This is a genomic window from Nostoc sp. (genome assembly GCF_036917775.1).
In the GTDB taxonomy this organism is placed as follows: domain Bacteria; phylum Cyanobacteriota; class Cyanobacteriia; order Cyanobacteriales; family Nostocaceae; genus Nostoc.
The window spans coordinates 26,282-45,016 of sequence record NZ_JBALEQ010000150.1; the positions used below are offsets into that span (position 1 = coordinate 26,282).

Genomic DNA, 18,735 nt, shown 5'->3' on the forward strand with positions numbered 1-18,735 from the left:
ATCTTGCTTTCTAAGTAAAAACACTGTTGAAGGAAATAAAACTAGTCTTAATTACTTTAACAGTCTGATTCTCTACTGAGTAGATTATTCGTTTACTTTTCCAAACAATATCTATGTCTGGGTCTTAGGTTAAGATCGCTTAATCCATTGTATTTACGCTATCATAGCCACTGCAAGGGTAATTATTTAATAGTTACCGACTCTTGGTTGCTAGCTAGCAGATTTTCAGTGAAAAATTGTCCACGATAAAACATCTGTTATCCGTGAATGTATAAAAATGTTTTTTATTGAATTATATTCCCAGATGGAAACTCTTGCCTGAGATAAACTTTCAAGATAAGGTTATTTATGTCTAATGGTAGATGAAGTTCTGGAAAAATACCAAAAGCATTGCTTTTTGTATAAGATACCGAATAGAAGAACGAAATTATTTTAATCTGTACTCTAGATAGATAACAGTAAAATTAAGCAACTATGAGTGAAATCAAGATCCTCGTGATCGAAGATCACAACCTTACAAGAATCGGCTTACGGTCTGCCTTACAAACCCAGCCAGAGTTTAACATTGTTGGTGAAGCAGCCAATGCAGCCGACGGCATCAAGCTTCTGAAAACTCTCAAGCCTGATGTTGCTACTATTGACATAGGTTTGCCTGATATGGATGGTATTGAGCTAACACGCACATTTAGGCAATATCAAGCAGAGAATGAAGATTACACCACAAAGCTGCTAATTTTAACGATGCAGAATAGCGAGCAGGCAGTTTTAGCCGCTTTTGCAGCAGGTGCAGATTCTTATTGCATGAAGGATATCGAAACTGAGAAACTAGTTGAGGCTGTGCAAACGACATACTCAGGTAGCTCATGGATTGATCCTGCGATCGCAGACCTTGTACTACAACAAATACGTCAAGATTTTCCCGATGGTAGCAAAGGCGCATCTGGAAAAAGAGTCTTGATTGAAGGTATTGACCCAGATACTGAGAAAAGTATAGTCAGCTATCCTTTAACTCACCGAGAAATGGATGTTTTAGAGTTGATTGTTGCTGGGTGTGACAATGCAGAAATTGCTAAAAGGCTATATTTAACAGTCGGTACTGTAAAAACTCATGTTAGAGGTATTCTCAATAAACTCTGTGTTGCTGACCGGACACAGGCTGCCGTCCGTGCTTTGCGGGCTGGATTAGTGCCGTAAATATGCTGAATAATAATTGTTTGTTAGTCAAAACGATTACCTGCAAGAAGATTTATTAAGGAATTGTTACACAGTTTAGTAAAATGACATAATTGACGAACAAATAAGTATTTTTCCTCATATACATGATAGCGGATCAATTTCCCTGGCTTACTGCGATTGTTTTGCTGCCACTCGTTGCTTCCCTGCTCATCCCTGTGCTACCTGATAAAGATGGCAAGCTCGTGCGGTGGTATGCACTGGGTGTAGGTATTGCAGACTTTGCCTTGATGTGTTACGCCTTTTGGAAACATTACGATGCCAGCAGTGCTAGTTTTCAACTTGTAGAAAGTTATGCCTGGATGCCTCAGTTAGGCTTGAACTGGGCAGTATCAGTTGATGGACTATCAGTACCACTTGTGCTGCTAGCAGGATTTGTCACCACACTCTCGATTTTCTCAGCTTGGCAAGTTGATCACCGCCCTCGCCTCTTCTATTTTTTGATGCTGGTGCTGTATTCTGCACAGGTTGGGGTGTTCGTTGCCAAAGACTTGCTGCTATTTTTCATTATGTGGGAAGTAGAGCTGATTCCCGTCTACCTACTAGTCTGCATTTGGGGTGGACAAAGACGGCGTTATGCGGCTACGAAATTTTTGTTGTATACCGCAGCTGCTTCTATATTTATTTTGGTCGCAGCTTTGGCAATGGGGTTATACGGCGGCGGTGATATGACATTTGACATAACTGCCCTCGCAAGTAAGGAATATCCCCTTGGTCTACAACTGCTACTTTATGCAGGGTTATTGATTGCATTTGGTGTCAAGCTCGCTGTTTTCCCAATGCACACCTGGTTGCCTGATGCCCACGGCGAAGCATCCTCTCCTGTGTCGATGATTTTGGCTGGTGTATTGTTAAAAATGGGTGGATACGGACTGATTCGCCTGAATCTTGAACTACTCCCCGATGCACACATTTACTTTGCACCGGTTCTAGCCATTCTTGGTGTTGTCAACATTATCTATGGTGCATTAAACTCCTTTGCTCAGACGAATATGAAGCGGCGTTTGGCTTATTCATCGATTTCCCACATGGGATTTGTGCTGCTTGGGATTGCATCGTTCACTGATTTGGGAATCAACGGCGCGATGTTGCAAATGATCTCGCATGGTTTGATTGCCTCAGTGCTGTTCTTCTTGGCTGGAGTTACTTACGATCGCACCCACACAATGGTAATGAAAGATATGGGCGGTATTGGCCAAGCCATGCCCAAAGTCTTTGCCCTGTTTACAATTGGAGCGATGGCATCTCTAGCACTTCCCGGTATGAGCGGCTTTGCTGGCGAACTATCGGTATTTGTTGGTATGACAAGCAGTGACGTTTACAGTTCAACTTTCTGCACAGTCACGGTTTTCCTAGCCGCAGTTGGAGTCATCCTCACACCTATCTATCTACTTTCCATGCTGCGAGAGGTATTTTATGGTGACGGTGCAGCACTCATCTGCGACATTAATAATGCAGGCTTGGAAAATCAAGAAGATAAGGGAACAGTTTGTTTTGGTACAGACTGCCTCGTGCCAGAAGATGCAGTCTATGAGGATGCTAGACCCCGTGAGGTGTTTATTGCTGCCTGTTTTCTGCTAATGATTATTGGTATTGGTTTCTATCCCAAGATGGCGATGCAGATGTACGATGTGAAGACTGTTGCAGTCAATGCTAATCTTCGCCAGTCTTATGCCATAGTCTCGCAAACAAATCCTCAGATTTATGCTAATCGATTATCGGTTCCGCAAGTTTCCGAGGTTGAGGTAGCGCCCGTTTTGGGAACTTTGAAGTAAGCTTTTTGGCTAATAGACTTGTCGAGGAAGAGGCAGGAAGAAGGGGGACAAGGGGACAAGGGGGAATTATTAAACAAGTCTCTCCGTCTCCTACCTCTTCCTTGTCTCTTCTTTATGCCCTTTCCTTTCCCCTCTGCTCCCTTGCCTCTTTTTCAACTAGCCAACTTGTTTAGAGGAGTTTCCCTAGAATTCTGTGGGTATCAAATTAATATTGCTCGCTCTACTGTAATATCAACGTTGTAACATCGCGTGATTTCACTAAACAATGCCACTGCAAGCCCAAATAAAGATTAATCTCATCAGGTACACGCTTTTGGAACAGAGAATCAAGCGGCTAGAGCTATTGCTTGCAGAATAGGGTGCGATCGCAGTTAGTTCCTCACTGAGGATTCCATAAACACCACAGGAACTTTGAGCAGCTTTTTAGCTAATTGCGACAATCTAAATTTATCGTTGAGCGTAGACAAGCCTGTTGTTCTGGGAAATTGTGGCAAGTCTTCAAAAGATATTGGTACAAAATTAAACCGACTGTAAAACTGTGCCAATCGTTCACCTAAACATTCAAGATAAAGTGGTTGGGTTGCTGTATTAATCAAATGCTGCGTTAGCAAAGTACCTAAACCGCGACCTCTCCAAGCTGATGCAACGACCAAACTACCAAGTTCTTGTGCCCCTGAAAAATTACGTAGCTGTCCGCAAGCTACAAGTTTATCATTGCATTCTATTACCCAAAATTGCTGCCAGTTTAATTGGGTTGGGTCGAGTTTCGCTGCAAATACCAGCAATCGAATCGACCATTTATCCGCCAAGGTTGCCTTGCGAAGGACACATCCAGATGGTAACGATAGATTGCTCTGGTTCATTAATTACACTTTGATAGTTTGTATCACAATCATCACATCATATTATTCACATATAGGATATCCGCTTTGATTTTTGTTCGCGCAGCGTGGCGTAGGCATACTTAACTTGTGTAGGAAGGCAATAGGCAAGAAGGCTTTTTGAGTTGTACGGAGTTTTTCAAAAATCAAATATGAGTCCGATATATCAATTACCATTCCCTGTCAACTGTCAGTAAAGCAATTTTAAAAGCATCTTGGATATCAAATCTGTTTTAAGTTGTCCTTTAACGACAGCAAGCGTTCTAAGGCTATCAAATCTACATTTTTGGGTTTTTGTCAGCATCAATGAGTAGTACCAAACAATACTTTCGATAGAGGTGATAATCAGCCATAACTATATTCTGGATAGATGTACTCAAACTCTTAATCTTCTTAAGATAATCCTAAGAATAAATAATTAGGAATGTAATCATGGCTGAACAACAAAAACAAAAATCTGATAATCAAGAAACTACGCCTAGTTCTGCTGGCGGCTACCAAACCCCCATCGACGAAAGTATCCGCAAAACTGGCGATGCTGAAAAGAGTGATGCTAAACCCAGTGCTACACCAGAAGCACCAGGAGAGGATGGTATCGCAGGTAGCCCCAATCAAGGAACTGAGTCACGTTAATTAGTTTTAAATTTCCCAAGTTTGAATAATCTTCTTGGGTTTTTTCTACTAACCCCGATTTACTAAACTTTGAGTGGATAGTTGTGGTTTATATCACGATTACCCACTCATTTTTTTGTGTGACAACGTGGTGCGATAAGTTTGTAGGCGCAGCACAATCTAGGGATAGCTTCTGTATTCTGGAATTATTATGTATTTTATTTTACTTCGTACTTAAAAATGATTTTCTTTGCACTTAGTTAGGGCTTACGCAAAACTATACGTTGTAGGGGCAATACGCTGCGGGTTATTCCGTTGGAGAACTCACTCGTAGACTAGCCGCTTCATGTCTACATAAATTGCCCCTATGGTAAATCAGGGCTTTCGCTGCTTTTTTGCGTAAGTCCTAATTAATATTTTTGAATATGATGTCTGAAGTTTGTTAGCACAGTGCTAAGGGAAAATCACCTATCCCTGAAAATCTGCTCAACTTCATGATTCTTAATCATGCCAGCTTCCTCTAGTGGCTGACAGAAGTCCCACAATCCAATAGGCTGATCTTAAAGTAGTGATTTTTCACTGAGTCGTTAAGAACTACCTATACAGAAAATGTCTCTTAAAATAGTCCAGAACTTTGATGGCAGTTTCACTCTTGAAGCACAAGCTCAAGAAACTTTGTTCAACTTATTGACAAGCGATGCTTTCTTAAACCAAATTCGCCAACAATTACAGTGTGAGCAAATTAAATTTACAGAATTACTTTTCCAACCAGTTCCTTATAGCTTAACTACAACTAAAGGAATGCCAGCAGAGTTTGAAAAGTATCATGAATCTGATGAATATGCCATCATCAATGTACCACCAAATTTCATGTTTAGTGCTAAGATTTTTAAACCCAGTCGCCTTTGTGCAATTTACCAAAAATTGGGTAATGGGTAATTTTAAAGATAGTTTTTCCCTAATTAGCAATTTTCCATTTTGAAGGCAAATAGTAAGTTTAATATTTGATGTATGGCTCTTGAAACAAATCTTTCTTCTTTGGCAGCCCTGGAATACATTCCTTACATTGATGATAGCGGTCAATTACCTGAGCAATTTCAAGGTAAAATTGGGGTATATGCTATTTTTGACCAAGAAAAAGTGCTGCAATTTGTAGGATACTCTCGTGATGTTTATCTCAGCCTCAAGCAGCATTTAGTCCGTCAGCCACAGCAATGCTATTGGGTTAAAGTGCAAACTATTGAACGCCCTAGTCGCACAATTTTAGAAAATACTGAAAATGCTTGGATTGCTGAAAATGGCAGTGTACCTTGGGGAAATGGGGATAACAAGGAAAAATGGACTCATCCCATTGATGTCAAATTGATAATGACACCTGAAGAACAGGCAAAATATCAAAATCCAGCTAATGATGAATTAGCACAAATGAAAATTATTAAAAATGTGGCGCGGAGAGTAGAAGCAGAAATTTCAACGCAATTATTAGAAGTGCGTGGTTTGCAAATGCAAGTTCGCTTCAATCCTAAATTGAAAGAAGAAGGTTTACTAGATTTGAAATGAAGGTTGTTTTGGGAAAACTATAGACATGAATATCGCTTATAATCTCCCATGACAATACAGCTATTGAACGATCGCTATCAAGTTATCCGCACACTGGGCGCTGGTGGGTTTGGTGAAACCTATCTAGCAGAAGATACCTATATGCCCTCAAAGCGCCGTTGTGTGGTTAAACAGCTAAGACCAATTCACAATAATCCCCAAATTTACCAGTTAGTGCAAGAGAGATTTCAACGGGAAGCAGCTATTCTCGAAGAACTCGGTGGTGCAAATGACCAAATTCCAGCATTGTATGCCTATTTTTCCTCTGGCGGACAATTTTACTTAGTTCAGGAGTGGGTTGAAGGCGATACCCTAACTGGAAAAGTTCAAAAGCAGGGGCTATTTAGTGAAGGTGCTGTCCAGGAATTATTCATGAATTTATTACCTGTCCTGGATTATGTTCATTCTAAACACATCGTTCACCGCGATATTAAACCGGATAACATCATTGTGCGTCATCGTGATGGTAAACCAGTGCTGATTGATTTTGGCGCTATCCGGGAGTCAATGGGAACTGTAGTAAATTCTCAAGGGAATCCTACCAGTTCGATTGTGATTGGTACACCTGGCTATATGCCGAGTGAACAAGCCGCAGGTAGGCCAGTTTATTCGAGTGATTTATACAGTTTAGGAATGACGATAATTTATTTACTCACTGGTAAACAGGCGCAACAACTAGAGACGGATTCCCAGACGGGTGAAATTGTGTGGCGACAGTATGCGAGTCATGTTAGTCCAATCATAGCAGGAACGATTGATAAAGCGATCGCATATCATCCGCGCGATCGCTACCCCACAGCTAGAGCAATGCTGGATACTTTGCAGAATATTGCAAATCCAATTCCACCAACGCAACCCATCTTGACTCAACCGACTATAGTTTCTGCACCACCACCTCAGACATTACCTGTCAAACCACAGCCGAATCCTCAAGGTAATAGTCAGAATAATATCCTTATGGGTAGTTTGATTGCAGGTGGGCTAATCGGTGCATCTGTGATTATTAGCCAGATATTAACAAAACCTACTCAATCTACAGCAGACAAAACGGTCTTACCTTCAGAAACTCCGTCAACTATCACCAGCCCAGTGATAGAAACTCCTAAATCTATACCAACTACCTCATCCGTTCCTACTCAAACCCCATTTGTTCCTACTCAAATTACACCCACCCCAACGACATCAATACCGCCAGTTGATACCACGACCGTCAACACTTATTTATGGCTTTCCCAAAGACTTGTAAGTGATGCAGATTTGGATGGTAAAGACGGTTTTGAACTAGATATAATGCGAAATTCGATTTTTGCTAGTCACGGTCGCCGTTTTGATACTCCTGGATTACAAGATTACTTTGACAACCAACCTTGGTATAAACCTATATATTCACCAAAAGCGTTTCCATCTAAATTGCTGTCAAAATTAGAGCAACAGAATATCGAGTATATCAACAAATATCAAGAACGTTACGGCTTGAGATATTTTAAGAAATAAGTTTAGGCAAGAAGCAACTGGAAAGAAGGCTTTTTGAATTGCACTGAGTTTTTTCAAAAATCAATCAAATATGAGCCTTATATGTTGCTAGGGTGGTACTAGCGTAAGCGGTTACACTCGATACATTTAGTGTAAATATTCTTGTAAATGCTATAACTTCTAAGTATCTTAGCTTGAACTTATCAAAGGATTTATTGCTACTTATTAGATAATATCTAGGTTTTCTAGTGTAATATTGTAGACAAATGACTAGATATTTAATAGCCTAAAATCGCTAGATATTAGAGACTAGTCCTACCGAAGCCTATATGGAGTGAGAGCTAAACTGTTTTTTTCTACGCCAAGTTCCATCTCTAGATACTAGGCCGTTTCAGAACCAGGCATTTATATTTAATATATAAAATTGCTATCTCGAAGATTAGCAATCCATAAGTTAAAGAAATGCCATTTTTATAATTTCTTTGTTATTTTGTATTTAACGGGACAGTTCTTCCCGATTTGGTGGGCTTAAATAACAATTAGTTAGACAATTTCCATCCAAAGATGTATGCAAATTCTTTGCATTGTGCTTATTTTTCTGCATAATCTCCAAGCATAATGCAAATTGGCTCGACAGATTAGATGGTAATATTCCAATTCGGCAAATAGTTCATCTACACAAGGAAAACCTTGCCTACTACTATGCTTAAAATAAAGAATCAGCGTATTTTTTTGCCTGCTTTTATTCAACCTTTAGGACAAAATAATCAAGCAGATAGCAAAAAGGAATTAGCTAAACCTAAATTAGATTTATTGCAACCATTACGTCAATGGCTGGATGAAATTGAGATTCAGAATCGGAAATTAGCGAAATTTATTGCTAAACTGATTCCTGCTCAGTGTCCATTTGAGCGTGATATTAAGCTTTTTGGTCGCAAAATAGGACACATTCCGCCGATGTGCAAACTTAATCCCCTTTATAACGAACTTGTCTTCTTGCGTTTTCGCGCTTTGTGTTATTTAGTAGATCAGTGTGGAGAGGATATTCAATCCTACTGCTGAACATAACTAGAAAAACGCAACATGGAAATTCAAATTGAGCATCAGCCCACAGAAGAACGCCTCAATGAATTGGGTGTCTATAAATGGGATATTTGGAGAAAGGAAGTCTCAAAATTCCCTTGGACTTATGATTCTCAAGAAACTTGTTATTTTTTGGAAGGCGATGTGGTTGTTACTCCTGATGGTAGACAGCCAGTGCAAATGGGTAAAGGCGATTTGGTGATTTTTCCGGCTGGAATGTCCTGTACCTGGGAAATTACAAGCGACGTGAAAAAACATTATTACTTTGATTAATCAAGAGTTAAGATTGATCCCCGTTCTTTTCTTGATGATCTACAAAACTAACATCTCACAACATCTCATAAATTTAGATTTTTCTTATAGGTGGGGTTCGCAACGAGAAGGGTAGGATAAAGTAGCATATTTAGTAAATTGCTTATATCCATATTTGTCAAAACTTGTTGCAACTCCATCCTGTAAACAATATTTATAAAAATAGATAGCCTCATTTTCTCCACATTTGGCAGAAAGTTGATGGCAGATATCTAAAAATATGAAATTCATTGATCCCCGACAATTTTATCGAAGTCGGGGATCTTGTTATTGAAATTTATCATCGCGATCGCCACTACTGGGAATCTTGGGAGTTCATAATCAAGTTAGTGGGAGTTTAGTTACAGAAGATGCTATTCAGCAGAGAAATATTTTGTCTCACCGCAATTTTATTGAGGAAAATCATTAAAAATGTTACTGCATTTGATTACTTGGCAAGAAGTCGAAGCTTATTTACAGCAGTCGAAGGGGATCATTTTCCCTATTGGTTCTACAGAACAACATGGGCCAACGGGGTTAATTGGTACTGATGCAATTTGTGCAGAAGCGATCGCAGCTGGTGTGGGTGATGCAACTGGCGCGATCGTTGGCCCTACAATCAATGTGGGGATGGCACTGCATCATACTGCTTTTCCTGGCACAATCAGTCTGCGTCCTAGCACTTTAATTCAAGTAGTTCGAGATTATGTAACTTGTTTAGCCAAAGTTGGTTTTAGCAAGTTCTACTTTATTAACGGACACGGTGGTAATATCGCCACCCTCAAAGCAGCGTTCTCCGAAACTTATGCCCATTTAGAAGATTTGCAGATTGCTAATGCTCAACAAGTGCAGTGTCAAGTGGCAAACTGGTTTATGTGCGGTTCTGTATATAAACTAGCTAAAGAGTTATATGGGGATCAAGAAGGTTCTCATGCAACACCAAGTGAAGTAGCCCTCACCCAGTACGTTTATCCAGAGGCGATTAAGCAAGCACCCCTTTCACCAGAAGTTGCAAGCGGACATAGGATTTATAGCGCAGCTAACTTTCGAGTGCGTTATCCAGATGGACGTATGGGATCAAATCCTGGTTTAGCAACACCAGAACACGGAAAGCAATTTTATGATTTGGCGGTGAAAGAACTCAGCAATGGATATTTGGAATTTGTGAACGCAGATTGAAGGGAGCAGGGGGCAAGGGAGAATGGCACTAAGAAAAGCTGAAACCGGGCTACGCCCCGCTACGCTAACGTCAGGGTAGGGTGTCGGAGGACGGAGAAGAAGTCTTACCTCCCACACTCCCCACACTCAAAAAGCAAGTTATATCAGGGCTTTGCGATTAACAAGCGTGCCATTCGGAGCAGAGGGCAGGAGGTAGAGGGCAGAAAGTAGAAACTCTATCTAATTTGTAAGTGCTGCTTTCCCCTTTCCCCCTTAACCAAAAAGTATTGGGGCTATGCCTACGCACTAATTTCTACAAGCTCAAAATTTATTTTTTAATTGCCGCAATTGCCACATTTTCCAGAAATAGCTAGAAATCCAATTGGTAATCATGTGAGCGACAATCGGCACTAATAGATTGCCCGTAAGCAAGGCACTATATGCCAATATAATCCCAACAATTGTTGCCCAAATTACATAAGGCCATTGTTGAGAACCACTAAAATGCAAGATGCCAAAGCAAAAACTAGATACAATGACAGCCAGATGATCTAAGCCTAAAGCTGGTAGCATTACACCTCTAAATAACAATTCTTCACTCAACCCCGGTAGTAAACCGAGCCAAATTAAGTCTGGTAACGCTAAGGGCTTCAGTACCACTTCTAGATAATAATCTGCACTTTTTCGATAGGGAGTCCAAACGCGATAAGCTATGCCACTTAAGGCGGTAATGACGAATCCCAATCCTACACCCAACAGCAAATCTTTCTCGTCCCACTTCCAGGAAAAGAGGGAAAAGTTACCAAAGTGCAACGACAGTTTGGCGACTATCAACAAAATGATTGCAGTCGCTCCCATCGCCCCAAGTACTTGGATGCGTGTCAGATATGGAATTTCTGGCTCTTGTTTTTGTTGTTCAATCACAGGTTTTTAGGGAAAGGGGGCAAGGGGAAGGGGGCAGGGGGAAGATAGAACTCCTAACTCCTGTACAGACGCGATTAATCGCGTCTCTCCTAACTTTTAATTACTGGCTGCAAAGGTGATAATTTGGGACGGAGAGCGGAGGGGTTAATGCCTGCTTTGTGTGCTACTAATACGCCTACTGCTTCTAAATATGAGTTTACCTGTATAACTTTGATCCCCAACGGTTGGGCAGGAACTTTGATTAGAGTTTTATTTTCTTTTACTGTAATTATTTGGCATCGTCTTTGGCTTAAACTCAGTAAGGCACTGCTACCACAAGCATTTGCAGGTGCGATCGCAGCATCTACTTCATCTGCCCAAATATCTCCTTTATCTGATGCAATCGCTCCTTTATCTATTATAAATTGTGGGGCATGACTTAATCCGACAAGGACGCACGGCAAAAAGGTATAGCCCAATTCTTCGGCGGCAGAACGCGGAGATAAATCAGGTTGTGGAGGTTCGCTCAAAAGGGCAGGAGAATGGGCGCAAGGAATTTGAAAAGTTCGCACTAGCAAATGGCTAATTACTGCTTCTGCACCCGCTAGGGGATCAACGCCTTCACCCTGGCGATATTTTTGTACTGCTTCTGAGTCCATATCATCGGGGAAACGGGCAACAACTGCGATCGCTTCTGCCCCCGCTTTTTTAATTAATATCTCGGCTGCCCGTAATAAACTATCCGGGTTGCCAATTGTTCCCCAACTCGCTCCCGATGCTGTAGTCCGCAATTCTACATTTAATGGCGCATCTGTAATTACATAATCTGTTAGAGTCAATCCCAGAGTTGCTCTGACTGCATCGGCTGCTTGTATATGCCGTAGCCGTAACTCTGGCTCAATAGCTTGGTCTAAAAGCAAACCTACTTTATTGTTGCGGACTGGACGCAAACCCCAGCATCCAGAGGCGAATTTGTCAAGTCCATAACCTTCAACATAGAAAGTATTTGGAAGATTCCAGTATAAACTTGCACCGTTAAGGACATTGGGGTGAGTAATTAGGCGATCGCAAACCTGTGCTATAACTTTGGCAACAGGCAAAGCATCTCCTGCATAGCCTCCAATAGCAGCTCCAACGCCTGTTGGTACGATTAAAATAGCGGTGTATGGACGCATATTGAGTTATGAGTTATGAATCAGAAGCCATCAAATACTAACTCCTAACTCTTATACAGACGCGATTAATTGCGTCTCTAATTATAAAGTTGTTTGAAAAGCGTTTCGCTGTGACGCAAAATAATGGAAAAACGAACCGCAAAGGCGCATTCGCGCAGCGTCTCGTCAGAGAAGGACACAAAGGAATTCAGAGAGTTATTGCGTAAGTCCTAAAATTCTATATGTTTGCTAATTTGTAATAGTAAATTGAGTGCCACAGAAAAATGCTTTTATTCAAACAGCATCTATTAACATTTCATACAGGAATCAAATATCTAATTTGTTTAGAAGGTTGTATAGTCAATCTCATAAAATTCTATCCCGATACGGAGGTAGAAAATTTGGAAACTTATAAGTTGAATGACCAGACTGAGGCAGATAATTTTTACTTAGCAATTCTTCGTCAATATGAACCTATTTGTTCTTCCTCTACAGATAAAATTTCTACAAGTCCTCCTCTAACAGAAACACTATTAACGCAGAGAGTATATCTAGAATTTACTGACAGGAAATCTCACAAGTTTTACGAAGTCGTCGTTAAGTCCACAGAAGTAGTCATTAATTATGGTCGAATTGGGACACAAGGACAGTCTTCTACTAGTACCTACCCTACTGTAGAAAAAGCACGGTTAGCAGCATCTAAAAAAATTAATGAGAAACTGAAAAAAGGTTATGTGCAAAGAGTAAAAAATAAACAAAATCCCTCTGAACACAAAGATTTGGATATATCTCAATTCACTTGTTCAGCTTGGAAACCCATAGTTAGGGAGGGGGATGATTCGCTACTATCCTCTAAATTCGCGGGTCGTCCTTGGTTGGCTGAAAATGAATCTTGGCCAACTTGCCCAAGTTGTGGTGGGTCATCTATGCAACTCTTTTTTCAATTGAACTTGAGCGAATTACCAGAGCCAGTCCAAAGGGAATATGGTACTGGATTAATACAAATGTTTCATTGTATACCTAGTGGCTGTGAAGGAATTATCCAACGCGCTCCAGTCTCCTATGGTAGAGCCGCCTATCCCATCCCCAATGTGCTGATTCGGATGATTTCACCGACATCAGAAGCCTCTATTCCACCTTTCCCAATGATTTATGGGAAAAACTATGGAGTTCATTTTCCTGCTAAAACTATTATTGCTTGGCAAGAAGTGGAAGATTATCCCCAGTTGGAAGACCTTGTAGCCTTGGTTTATGGCTGGGATAAATTGGGAAATGAAACGCTAGAAGATGAAGTGATTGAGCGACTGGGTTTTGAGGATCTGGATGATTTTTGCGATCGCATTACACCTGTAGAAGGAGATAAACTAGGGGGTTATCCAGAATGGGTACAGGGAATGGAATGTCCTGGCTGCTCCATTTGTCAGGAACCTATGCGTCAGGTTTTTCAACTGGCTTCTCAGGATAATATACCTTATTCGTTTGGAGATATGGGTACTGGACACATTCTTCAGTGCAAGTCACACAAGCATGAGTTTGTCTTTGTTTGGGCTTGCAGCTAAGAAATCTTCATGAGCCTGATTATTAATTTTCTATAGGACTCATATTTGATTTTTGAAAAATACAACTCAAAAGCCTTCTTTCCCATTGCCTCTTGCATTCCAACCCTACGCCAACAAAAAAAGCGGATTTCTATATTACAATACAGTTCACATAAGACCAAAACACTTGTAGAGACGGCGATTTATCGCGTCTCGAAAACCCAAAATTTTTGCCAGTAGCCCTTAATTTAACCATATTGTTCTATATTAGTCTTTTTTTAATTGAATAGTTAGCTATTGTCTTCCAACGCAACTATTTAGAAGCTACAAACAAACCATATTTTATATCTTATCACTGTTACAATTCCTGCTAGCACAGATAAATAAACCAGATTGTGAAGTTAAAATTTTTTCAACTTGCTTCGGAGCTTTTATTTCAGTAAATAACTGAATTCCTTGATTAAAATTAAGTTTACTTTCATCAGCCTTTGCCATCTTTTGATAAGTTAAACCTAATTGATAATAAGCTTCAGCTAGATCGCACTTAGCACCTATTTTATCCAACAGTTCGATTGCTTCTCTATGATGAGCCAGGGCTAATTCAAAATCTGCTTGTTGTCGATTTATTTCTGCTAAACCATTGAGTGTCTTTGCTTTCACCTGCATATAGTGGCTTTCTTCAGCAAAATTTAAAGCTTGGTGTAATATTTTATTTGCTTGATAAAACTCTCCTAAATTAACATAAGTTTGACCCAGAATTTGCATGAAATAGACAAATCTCCCAGTCTGTTCTACCAGTTTTTCGTTCTTAATATTCTGATAAGCTACATCTGCTAATGCAAAGGAGGCATCACGAAAACCTAAATAAGAATACACCAAAGCTAAACAAACTGATGCTTTCTCTGCCCAGCGATGATGCTCAGTATTTTGGGCTAGGTAAATTACTTGTTGAAATAAATTTGCGGCTGCCTCTAGTTCCCACAAATCTATTTGATAAAGACCAATACTTAATAAAGAATCTACCTCTAGCATTCTCAGATAGTAAACGGTATGTTTATTTTCTGGCTGAGATATAAGTGATTTTAGTGCTTGGGTTGTCAGAGTAATAGTCTTTTGTTGACAAGCGATCGCTTGACTAATTTTACCTGTTATCCAATATAGATCACCCAGTATATTATAGAGTTCACTGAGATTTTGGTTATTTTCCAGATTGTTAACAACTTGATTAATTGCCGCCAGTATCGGTTGAATTAAACCCATCCGATACAATGTACTACCAAGAGGTAAAAACTGCTGCCATTGATTATTTCGGCTTTTTAAAATTACCTTACCTGCCAACTCAAATTTATGAATTTCTATATAATGATAATATGCTTCTAGAGCTTGCAAAGCATCCTTAAAGGTTTCAATTTGTTTAATACTAACTGTCCAAAATTCTGCGGCTTTATGATTGGCAATTTCCCATTCATCGCTGGGGCGTAAACGTGCGATCGCCTCAGCACGAATCACCGGATGCAGCCAATATTCACCTTTTTCACACTCCACCAAAGACCGATTTCTCAACGAGGCGATGATTTGGCGATGTTCAGTAGGTGGAACATCCCAAAGTAAACAAAATAACCCTTGTGATGGGATAGTAGGTATATCTTGATAACGATAACATCCCAAACGGCAAAGCAGGCGATAAGCTTGAGGGTCGAGGGCTTGCAGACGATTGATTTGACTAACCGCTAAATTTTTTAAGTCGGTTGCTGCTAAAGGATCGGCATGATTTTCTTGCCAATAAAGAGCCATATCACCGCCAAAATCCTCCTGAATCGAACCGCAGAGAATTCCCATTGCTTTAGCATTACCGCCATAAGTGCGATGTATGATTTGCAAAGTTGGCGAGTCGATGGCTAACCCACGGTTGCTAAAAAACGTTTGCCATGCGCTTTGCTCCAAACCAGGAAGCCGATAGTGATTCACATTTAACCCAGGTTCACAAAGGCGATCGCGACTGGTAATTAAGGTAACAGATTGCACCCTAGCATCAGCTAAAATCCGTAATAGTTCTACATAGTTGCGGTGAGAAGTAATCAATCCACCTTGTTGATCCAATGCAGGTTCGAGATTGTCAATTAATACCCCAATCCGCCGATTGTGGAGTTCGCGCTTGAGTCGTCCCAATGTAACCCCAAATTCTACCCCAGGTTCTTGATCAAAGTCTTGTTTGAGCCATTCCTCAACAACTCGTTCGGCGGGGGTGATATTTTGCGTTTCCTTCGCCATCAGCAGTTCTAAAACCAAGTCAAACCCCTGAGTTTGGAGATATTGCTGCGCTAGAGTGGTTTTGCCTAAGCCTCCCTCACCTTGGATGACAATGACTTTTGAGCCTTGATTTACCAAAGTATTCAGGTGAGCGATCGCAGCTGTTCGTCCAATAAAATTGGTATCCTCTAATTTTGGGGTGGGTTGGGGCGATCGCGAGTAATCAATCAGACTAGATGATATCGCAGTAGTTTTTCTCAGAACCCGTTCCAAAGTAGCGCGACAATTACTTTTGGTAATCTTTTCTCGCAATACTTTAGAAAGCAGCTTCCATAACTGAGAACCAGCATCCTTGGCGTGTCCTTCGGTACAACCGTAAGAATGAGCGATATCCAAGTACTTTCTACCCAACCAAACTTGCACAAGAATCACTTTTTGCAAATCGCTCAACCGTTCCCCAGTCTGCGGGGGAATTGTGGCATCTAACCATGCTAATGCTGCTTCAGCGTCCATTGTGTAACGACAAGGGTTAGGGACAACTATAAATCACTTTACAGTTATGCTGCGGGAGTTTTCGGATAAGATTCTGTAAACCCGACTTTTTTCCCGACTTTTGCAAACTTTATTCAAAATTCAGCCGCAATTTTCATTGCTTCTTGTGAGTGCAACTAATGGAGTCTCTTGCAAAAGCTACTTTACCGACCCAAAAAATTAATTCAGCATCACCAATTCTTTAATAGGTTTGTCAATTACCTCAATCTTGTAATAGTCAAAATTAATGTTCCACAACTGTTAAAATACATTATTGAAACATCATTGGTATAACAAAATAACTCCCCACTTGAAGAAGCTTTATATTTCTCCTATTTCTTCCCAATTAATAATTCTTGTTCACAAAACTGGCCAATATTCCCAATTAGGGAAAACTAGTTTTCGTTTGGTTTTATGCGGAACATCCCAGCCCAACGTAGCCACGGTTTTGTATACCCATCTGCATCACTTCTAATCTTGGCATCATACCAAAACTGTTCTCCTTGTACTTCAAACTTATAACTTGCTCCTATTTCTAGAAAAATCCCAGTGGCGTTCCAGTATTTCTGAGCGTCTATTATTGTTTCTGATGGAAAGCCGATTTGTAGATGTGTCATTTTTGTATTAATTTTACATAATTGTAACGATAGAAGCGGAACTTCACTTATTACATACGAATAATCACTTTCCGAAGAAAAAACATTAAGGAGATAAGTTTAGAAATTTGTATTATTTCAATGCCTTGAATAATCTTTTTTTAACCTCTTATTAATTTGAAAAACTTACTCTTCCTAGATAATTGAGGCTAGCTATTTGCAACAAATTAAGCCTCATCCAAAACATCAGGGAGTATACATTGAATTTATCGAGACGTGAGTTTTTTACCCTGGCAGGAGCATCTGCTACAGGTGCCGTCCTTCTATCTCCTTTGCAAGCATTCTATGCTAAACCTGCGATCGCTGCGGGCCCCTACGGCAATTTAGTGACTGACCCTAACGGAGTATTAGATTTGCCAGCTGGATTCACCTACCGCAGACTGTCCGAAACAGGTCAAACGATGAATGATGGTTATCGAGTACCTGGTAATCACGATGGTATGGGAGCTTTTCTAGGATCGAGTGGCAATACGATTCTAATTCGCAACCACGAACTCACCCCCACTTCTGGCAATGGTCTGGGCGCTCCTACTAGCAGCAAGTACAACTCAAATGCGAGGGGCGGTTGCACTAAATTGGTTGTTAGTCCTTCCCGCACATTGGTAGAACATCGGGGAGTCCTAGCGGGAACTATTCGCAATTGTGCTGGTGGTTCTACACCTTCAGGATCTTGGTTAAGCTGTGAAGAAACCTTTGAAACCAATAACGGCAAGAAGCACGGCTATGTTTTTGAGGTTCCTAGTAGCGCAACTACTTTTGTCACCCCCGTTCCATTAACCGCTATGGGGCGTTTTAATCACGAGGCTGCTGCTGTAGACCCCAACACAGGGTATATCTACATGACGGAAGATCAAGGAAATGGGCTTTTTTACCGCTTTATTCCTAACCAAAGCAACAACCTGAGTGCTGGCGGCTCGCTATACGCTTTAAGGATTACGGGGTCGTCTGGAATCAACACAGCTACGGGTTTCCCCAAAAATACGCCCAGGGCGGTGGACTGGGTACAGATTAGCAATCCTGATCCCACATCTGATACTGTCAGAACAGCAGGGTATAACAGTGGTGCCGCCAGATTTTCCGGTGGGGAAGGCATCTTTTATGGCAGTGGTTATGTCTACTTCACCTGTAAGAGTGGTGGCAGTTCTGGAGATGGGCAGATTTGGCGTTATTCGCCCACTAATAATACTGTTGAGCTATATATTGAACCCAACAATTCTGGTGTGCTAGACAATCCAGACAATATTGTGGTTTTCCCCAACCGGGACATCTTTCTCTGTGAAGATGGGGATGGAACGGATTACATTCTGGGCATCACTCCCAGTGGAAGTCTTTATAAGTTTGCTAAAAATGCCCTGAACACATCAGAGTTCGCCGGAGTCTGCTTCTCCCCCGATGGTCAGACGATGTTTGTCAATATGCAGAGTCCAGGAATAACCTTTGCTATCTGGGGGCCCTGGTAAAGCTACATCCTGTTTCAGCCTAGCAGTCTGCCAACCCAAAAATGCTAAGAGCCTGTCAAGAAACAACTTTTACAAGTTTTAGAGAATATTGAGGGTTGGTGAGATAGTGTAATTCCATTCGCCATGAAATTCATGTGG

General features: G+C 40.8%; 16 protein-coding genes. 11 read left to right on the forward strand and 5 right to left on the reverse strand.

The genetic code is table 11. The features are described from left to right. Positions 1–474 precede the first annotated feature (474 nt). Entirely contained in the window at positions 475–1,194 is a 720-nt protein-coding gene (locus V7K69_RS30025; RefSeq protein ID WP_335041356.1) for a response regulator transcription factor, read from the forward strand. Between the two features lie 125 nt (positions 1,195–1,319). Beyond that, on the forward strand, positions 1,320–3,008 hold the full coding sequence (locus V7K69_RS30030) for an NAD(P)H-quinone oxidoreductase subunit 4 (protein ID WP_335041358.1): 1,689 nt from the start codon (positions 1,320–1,322) through the stop codon (positions 3,006–3,008). Positions 3,009–3,379: 371 nt separating this feature from the next. Here V7K69_RS30030 and V7K69_RS30035 read toward each other — a convergent pair whose 3' ends face one another. Next, positions 3,380–3,871 (reverse strand): GNAT family N-acetyltransferase, encoded by a 492-nt coding sequence (locus V7K69_RS30035; protein ID WP_335041360.1) that lies wholly within the window; start codon positions 3,869–3,871, stop codon positions 3,380–3,382. 450 nt (positions 3,872–4,321) lie between these two features. Here V7K69_RS30035 and V7K69_RS30040 point away from each other — a divergent pair, with 450 nt between their 5' ends. From V7K69_RS30040 to V7K69_RS30070, 7 genes are all read left to right on the forward strand, one after another. Then, positions 4,322–4,522 carry a hypothetical protein gene (locus tag V7K69_RS30040; protein ID WP_335041362.1) on the forward strand — a complete coding sequence of 67 codons (201 nt, stop codon included), beginning with the start codon at positions 4,322–4,324 and terminating at the stop codon, positions 4,520–4,522. Positions 4,523–5,110: 588 nt separating this feature from the next. Further along, positions 5,111–5,440 carry a hypothetical protein gene (locus V7K69_RS30045; protein WP_335041364.1) on the forward strand — a complete coding sequence of 110 codons (330 nt, stop codon included), beginning with the start codon at positions 5,111–5,113 and terminating at the stop codon, positions 5,438–5,440. Between the two features lie 72 nt (positions 5,441–5,512). After that, complete coding sequence (locus tag V7K69_RS30050) at positions 5,513–6,061, forward strand: GIY-YIG nuclease family protein (protein WP_114082696.1); 549 nt, start codon at positions 5,513–5,515, stop codon at positions 6,059–6,061. A gap of 48 nt (positions 6,062–6,109) precedes the next feature. Then, entirely contained in the window at positions 6,110–7,594 is a 1,485-nt protein-coding gene (locus tag V7K69_RS30055) for a protein kinase domain-containing protein (protein ID WP_335041409.1), read from the forward strand. Positions 7,595–8,275: 681 nt separating this feature from the next. Next, positions 8,276–8,635 carry a Mo-dependent nitrogenase C-terminal domain-containing protein gene (locus V7K69_RS30060; RefSeq protein WP_335041411.1) on the forward strand — a complete coding sequence of 120 codons (360 nt, stop codon included), beginning with the start codon at positions 8,276–8,278 and terminating at the stop codon, positions 8,633–8,635. A gap of 21 nt (positions 8,636–8,656) precedes the next feature. Continuing rightward, positions 8,657–8,929 carry a cupin domain-containing protein gene (locus V7K69_RS30065; protein ID WP_335041413.1) on the forward strand — a complete coding sequence of 91 codons (273 nt, stop codon included), beginning with the start codon at positions 8,657–8,659 and terminating at the stop codon, positions 8,927–8,929. Positions 8,930–9,379: 450 nt separating this feature from the next. Next, the gene (locus V7K69_RS30070) at positions 9,380–10,126 is read left to right on the forward strand and encodes a creatininase family protein (RefSeq protein WP_335041416.1); all 747 of its coding nucleotides are present in this window, start codon (positions 9,380–9,382) and stop codon (positions 10,124–10,126) included. Positions 10,127–10,426: 300 nt separating this feature from the next. Here the strand turns inward: V7K69_RS30070 and V7K69_RS30075 are convergent, their stop codons facing one another. Then, complete coding sequence (locus tag V7K69_RS30075) at positions 10,427–11,029, reverse strand: CPBP family intramembrane glutamic endopeptidase (protein ID WP_335041418.1); 603 nt, start codon at positions 11,027–11,029, stop codon at positions 10,427–10,429. A gap of 89 nt (positions 11,030–11,118) precedes the next feature. Continuing rightward, positions 11,119–12,183, reverse strand: a complete 1,065-nt coding sequence (locus V7K69_RS30080; protein ID WP_335041420.1) for a DUF3326 domain-containing protein — start codon at positions 12,181–12,183, stop codon at positions 11,119–11,121. A gap of 263 nt (positions 12,184–12,446) precedes the next feature. On the opposite strand from V7K69_RS30080, the gene V7K69_RS30085 reads away from it, so the two are divergent. Then, positions 12,447–13,721, forward strand: a complete 1,275-nt coding sequence (locus V7K69_RS30085) for a WGR domain-containing protein (protein WP_335041422.1) — start codon at positions 12,447–12,449, stop codon at positions 13,719–13,721. 321 nt (positions 13,722–14,042) lie between these two features. On the opposite strand, the gene V7K69_RS30090 is transcribed toward V7K69_RS30085, so the two are convergent. Beyond that, on the reverse strand, positions 14,043–16,463 hold the full coding sequence (locus V7K69_RS30090; RefSeq protein ID WP_335041424.1) for a tetratricopeptide repeat protein: 2,421 nt from the start codon (positions 16,461–16,463) through the stop codon (positions 14,043–14,045). Between the two features lie 413 nt (positions 16,464–16,876). Then, the gene (locus V7K69_RS30095; RefSeq protein ID WP_335041426.1) at positions 16,877–17,098 is read right to left on the reverse strand and encodes a hypothetical protein; all 222 of its coding nucleotides are present in this window, start codon (positions 17,096–17,098) and stop codon (positions 16,877–16,879) included. A 239-nt stretch (positions 17,099–17,337) separates the two neighbouring features. On the opposite strand from V7K69_RS30095, the gene V7K69_RS30100 reads away from it, so the two are divergent. Continuing rightward, complete coding sequence (locus V7K69_RS30100) at positions 17,338–18,597, forward strand: alkaline phosphatase PhoX (protein WP_335041428.1); 1,260 nt, start codon at positions 17,338–17,340, stop codon at positions 18,595–18,597. Positions 18,598–18,735: the final 138 nt, after the last annotated feature.

What these genes read in the sequence shown, in the direction of transcription:
- V7K69_RS30080 (WP_335041420.1), bottom strand. Translation starts at nt 12,183, where the DNA reads ATGCGTCCATACACCGCTATTTTAATCGTACCAACAGGCGTTGGAGCT.
- V7K69_RS30060 (WP_335041411.1), top strand. Translation starts at nt 8,276, where the DNA reads ATGCTTAAAATAAAGAATCAGCGTATTTTTTTGCCTGCTTTTATTCAA.
- V7K69_RS30095 (WP_335041426.1), bottom strand. Translation starts at nt 17,098, where the DNA reads ATGACACATCTACAAATCGGCTTTCCATCAGAAACAATAATAGACGCT.
- V7K69_RS30085 (WP_335041422.1), top strand. Translation starts at nt 12,447, where the DNA reads ATGCTTTTATTCAAACAGCATCTATTAACATTTCATACAGGAATCAAA.
- V7K69_RS30025 (WP_335041356.1), top strand. Translation starts at nt 475, where the DNA reads ATGAGTGAAATCAAGATCCTCGTGATCGAAGATCACAACCTTACAAGA.
- V7K69_RS30070 (WP_335041416.1), top strand. Translation starts at nt 9,380, where the DNA reads ATGTTACTGCATTTGATTACTTGGCAAGAAGTCGAAGCTTATTTACAG.
- V7K69_RS30065 (WP_335041413.1), top strand. Translation starts at nt 8,657, where the DNA reads ATGGAAATTCAAATTGAGCATCAGCCCACAGAAGAACGCCTCAATGAA.
- V7K69_RS30050 (WP_114082696.1), top strand. Translation starts at nt 5,513, where the DNA reads ATGGCTCTTGAAACAAATCTTTCTTCTTTGGCAGCCCTGGAATACATT.
- V7K69_RS30090 (WP_335041424.1), bottom strand. Translation starts at nt 16,463, where the DNA reads ATGGACGCTGAAGCAGCATTAGCATGGTTAGATGCCACAATTCCCCCG.
- V7K69_RS30055 (WP_335041409.1), top strand. Translation starts at nt 6,110, where the DNA reads ATGACAATACAGCTATTGAACGATCGCTATCAAGTTATCCGCACACTG.
- V7K69_RS30030 (WP_335041358.1), top strand. Translation starts at nt 1,320, where the DNA reads ATGATAGCGGATCAATTTCCCTGGCTTACTGCGATTGTTTTGCTGCCA.
- V7K69_RS30045 (WP_335041364.1), top strand. Translation starts at nt 5,111, where the DNA reads ATGTCTCTTAAAATAGTCCAGAACTTTGATGGCAGTTTCACTCTTGAA.
- V7K69_RS30040 (WP_335041362.1), top strand. Translation starts at nt 4,322, where the DNA reads ATGGCTGAACAACAAAAACAAAAATCTGATAATCAAGAAACTACGCCT.
- V7K69_RS30035 (WP_335041360.1), bottom strand. Translation starts at nt 3,871, where the DNA reads ATGAACCAGAGCAATCTATCGTTACCATCTGGATGTGTCCTTCGCAAG.